Source organism: Streptomyces sp. 8L, from assembly GCF_020176795.1.
GTDB lineage: Bacteria > Actinomycetota > Actinomycetes > Streptomycetales > Streptomycetaceae > Streptomyces.
The window spans coordinates 1-3306 of record NZ_JAIUKE010000611.1; the positions used below are offsets into that span (position 1 = coordinate 1).

At 74.6% G+C, this 3306-nt stretch carries 4 protein-coding genes; 1 reads left to right on the plus strand and 3 read right to left on the minus strand.

Annotated features, from left to right (window positions below):
* Together LCE31_RS35670 and LCE31_RS35675 are read right to left on the minus strand one after the other, a co-directional pair.
* Window positions 1-764: SDR family NAD(P)-dependent oxidoreductase (locus tag LCE31_RS35670; protein WP_225021987.1), on the minus strand; the 764-nt coding region annotated here is incomplete at its 3' end.
* A gap of 272 nt (window positions 765-1036) precedes the next feature.
* Window positions 1037-2221 carry an FUSC family protein gene (locus LCE31_RS35675; RefSeq protein WP_225021990.1) on the minus strand — a complete coding sequence of 395 codons (1185 nt, stop codon included), beginning with the start codon at window positions 2219-2221 and terminating at the stop codon, window positions 1037-1039.
* A gap of 282 nt (window positions 2222-2503) precedes the next feature.
* On the opposite strand from LCE31_RS35675, the gene LCE31_RS35680 reads away from it, so the two are divergent.
* Window positions 2504-2725 carry a DUF2945 domain-containing protein gene (locus LCE31_RS35680; protein WP_225021992.1) on the plus strand — a complete coding sequence of 74 codons (222 nt, stop codon included), beginning with the start codon at window positions 2504-2506 and terminating at the stop codon, window positions 2723-2725.
* 293 nt (window positions 2726-3018) lie between these two features.
* Here LCE31_RS35680 and LCE31_RS35685 read toward each other — a convergent pair.
* The coding region (locus LCE31_RS35685) for a PP2C family protein-serine/threonine phosphatase (protein ID WP_225021994.1) at window positions 3019-3306 on the minus strand (288 nt) is incomplete at its 5' end.

The window sequence follows — 3306 nt, forward strand, 5'->3', positions numbered from 1 at the left end:
CCCCGCCGCCCCGGGGCCCCGTCAAGCCCGCCCCCCGGGGCGGGGCCCCCCCCCGCCCCCCCCCCGGCCCGGGGGCGGGGGGCCCCCCCCGGCCGGGGGGGGGGGGCCGCGCCGATGCGCTCGACGACACCGGGGGAAGCGGACTCCCACAGGTCGATCATCTCCGTGGCGGTACCGCCGGGCGTGATGCCGTTCACGCGTACCCCGTGGCGCCCCCAACTGACGGCGGCGCTCTCGGTGATGCTGTTGAGCGCGCGTTTCATCGCGCCGTACGCGGGGAGTTCCGGGTTCGCCCTGCGGCTGCCGATGCTCGACGTGTTGACGATCGCCCCGCCACCGCCCCTGCGCATGAGGGCGGCCTCCGCGGTCATCGCGGTCCAGTGCGAGCGGAAGTTCACCGCGAACTGCTCCTCGATGTCCTCGTCCGTGGTCGTGTCGAGTGGTCCCGGCCGCTGGATCGCCGCGCCGTTGTTGAACGCTCCGTCGAGCCGCCCGTGCAGCTCCGCCACGCGGTCGACCGCCGCGCGGATGCCCGCACGGTCGGCGAGGTCCAGTGTCACGGCGTCCGCGGTGCCGCCGCCGGCGCGGATCTCGGTGACGATCCGCTGGAGGGCGTCGGCGCTGCGGGCGGCGAGGACGACTGCGGCGCCCTCGGAGGCGAAGAGCCGGGCCGCGGCGGCCCCGATGCCGCGGCTGGCGCCGGTGATGAACACGACCTTTCCGGTGAGCAGGCCGATGGGCTGGGTGTCGGTGTGGTTCGTCATGCCGTCAGTGTCGGTCCGGCCCGCGGGGCGGATACAGGCACAGCCAGTACCAGGGTCCGGCGCCACACTCCACCCGGAACGGAGGTACCGGTGTGTTCCATCCGGCGGTGGCCGGGTTCGCCGGCTCACATCTCCCTGCGCAGCCTCTCCGTGAGCGCCCGGCCCTTTCGCCGCCACGACAGTCGCGGGACGCCGAGGGCTTCCGCTCTCGCGACGCCTCCCCTCATCCGTCCGTACTGAGCGTGGCTTTGATCCGTCCGCCGCTGGACCTTTCAGAGACCGCCGTCCTGCGCGGCGCCGGTCTGCGGGTCCTCCTCCTGCCGCGTGGTCAGAAGGGCCAGGAGGAGCCGGGTCTCGGTCAGCAGACCGCCGCAGACCGCGGCTGTCGGCCCGGGCCGCCTCGGCAGGCCGTCCGCCAGCGGCTCCAGGGCGGCCCAAGCCGCCCGGGCCGCTTCCGTCTCCCGGTCCGCTCCCCCGGTCCCCGGTTCCCGCAGCGCGTCCGCCCAGGTGGCGCACACGTGCGCGACACGTCCGACGAGAACTCCGTACTGCTCAAGGAAGTCGGGGGGAAGCACGGGGAGAGCGCGCCCGTCCCCGGTCACGTTCGACAGGATGCGTACGGCACCGGCGAGATGTCCGACCACCGCCTGCCAGCGGGCGTCCTCTTCGGGAGGCGGCGGCTCGGGACCCGGCCGACGGCGCAGTCGCCTACCGGGGTTGACGCGCAGGCTCTCCGTGGTCCACCGCCGTGCCTCGAACAGGGCACCCAGCACGGTTTCGAGGCGCGCCACCCGGTCCCTGGCCTCGGCCGTGCCGTACTCCGGCCCCTTGTCCCCGATGTCGTCGGCGATCAGAGCGAGCAGGTCGGCACACTCGTGTGCCAGCCGCCGCATCTGGTCGCGCACGTTGCGCAGGTGCACGGGCGGCAGGACGAACGCGTTCACACCGATCCCGATCACCGCTCCGACCGCCGTCTCCGCCAGGCGGTAGCCGAGCGCGGGCAGCGTGTAGGTGCCGTACGTGATGACGAACAGGGCTGTCGTCGCCCCGTAGATCCCCTGTCGTCCGAGCCGGCGGTAGGTGCCGGCCAGGACGAGGAACGGCAGGGCCAGCGCCATCGCGCCGAGGGTCCTGCCGCCGGTGACGGCCATGGCGAGGGACGCCGCCACCGCGCCCACCGCGATGACGGCGAACTGCTGAAGTCCCGACCGCACGGACCGGTAGACCGTCGCGTCCACCAGCGCCAGCGCCGTCCACGGCGCCATCAGGGCCAGCGGGGCCCGGAAGAACCAGCCGGCCAGCGCCCAGGCCAGGACCGCGGCGGCGGACGCCTTGAGTGACTGCACCACCGCGTCCCGCTCGGGCCCCGGAGACGCCACGGCGTACCGCGCCGTCCGGCCCACTGCCGCCGCTTCCCAAGCGATCCACCGGCCAACCGCCACCGTTCCTCCGTTCACGACGTCTCCGGCCCCGCCGCCCGCGTGCGGAGGCGGCAGGTCCGTGCTCCGGGGCGTCCCGCCGCCATCCGGACCCGGGTGACCCCGATCCCTTCCCGCGTAACCCGGACGCCGCGGTGGCATGGCTCACTGGTGCGGCGATACGCGGCAGGCGTCAGCTCCCCGCGGTCTGGAACCGGCGCTCAGCGCCGTCGGGCGGAGGCGCCGCGCCCCTCACGGGCAGACGGAACTCGCCCTGCGGGAGCGGGCGGCCGGAACCAGGATGGGAGGGAGGTGAGACACATGGCCAAGAACAGGAAACCGCGCAAGGGAGACAGGGTCGCCTGGAAGAGCCACGGGGGCGAGGCGGTCGGCGAGGTCGAGGAGGAGATCACCGAGCGGGTGCGGTCCGCGGGACGGACGGTGGACGCGAGCGGGGACGACCCGCAGTACCGGGTGCGCAGCGAGAAGTCCGGCAGGTCCGCGGTGCACAAGCCGGAGGCGCTGCGGAAGAAGGACCAGTGAGCGAAGCCCTCGCACGCCGCCGCTCGCGGGCGGCCCGCGGTGCGGTGCGGCACGACCGCGGGGCGCCTCGCCGGCCGGGCCGGTCCCGTCGTCCCTGCGGTGTGCCACGTGCCCGTCGCATCGGGCTCGCCCGGTGCGACAGCGACGGCTCCCCCGCGGCCGGGCCACGGCCCCGACGACGGCGGTCGCGGCCGGAGCGCGGGTCCGCCGGCCGCTGAGAGCGCCGGCTCACCTGGCGGCGGAACCGGGGCGTCCGCTGACGTCGCCGGCCGGTTTCGGGCGGAGATCCCGCATCACCCGTGCCACTCGCAGATCAGCACCGTCGCGTCGTCATCGAGTCTGCCCCGGTGGTGGCGGAGCACGGCGTGGATCAGCCGGCGCATGGTCTCGGCGACGGGCAGGTCGTCGGCGTGGTGGCGCACCAGGAAGTCCAGGAAGTGCTCGAGACCGAACTGGCGCCCCTCGCTGTCCCTGGCCTCGGTGATCCCGTCGGTGTACATGACGAGGCGGTCACCCGGTTCCAGCTGCTCGTGGCAGACCACGACGGGAAGGTCGAGGCCGGTCCCCATGGGCGGGGAGGG

Excerpts from the sequence above, each read along its gene's own strand:
- LCE31_RS35680 (WP_225021992.1), top strand. The coding sequence starts at position 2,504 with ATGGCCAAGAACAGGAAACCGCGCAAGGGAGACAGGGTCGCCTGGAAG.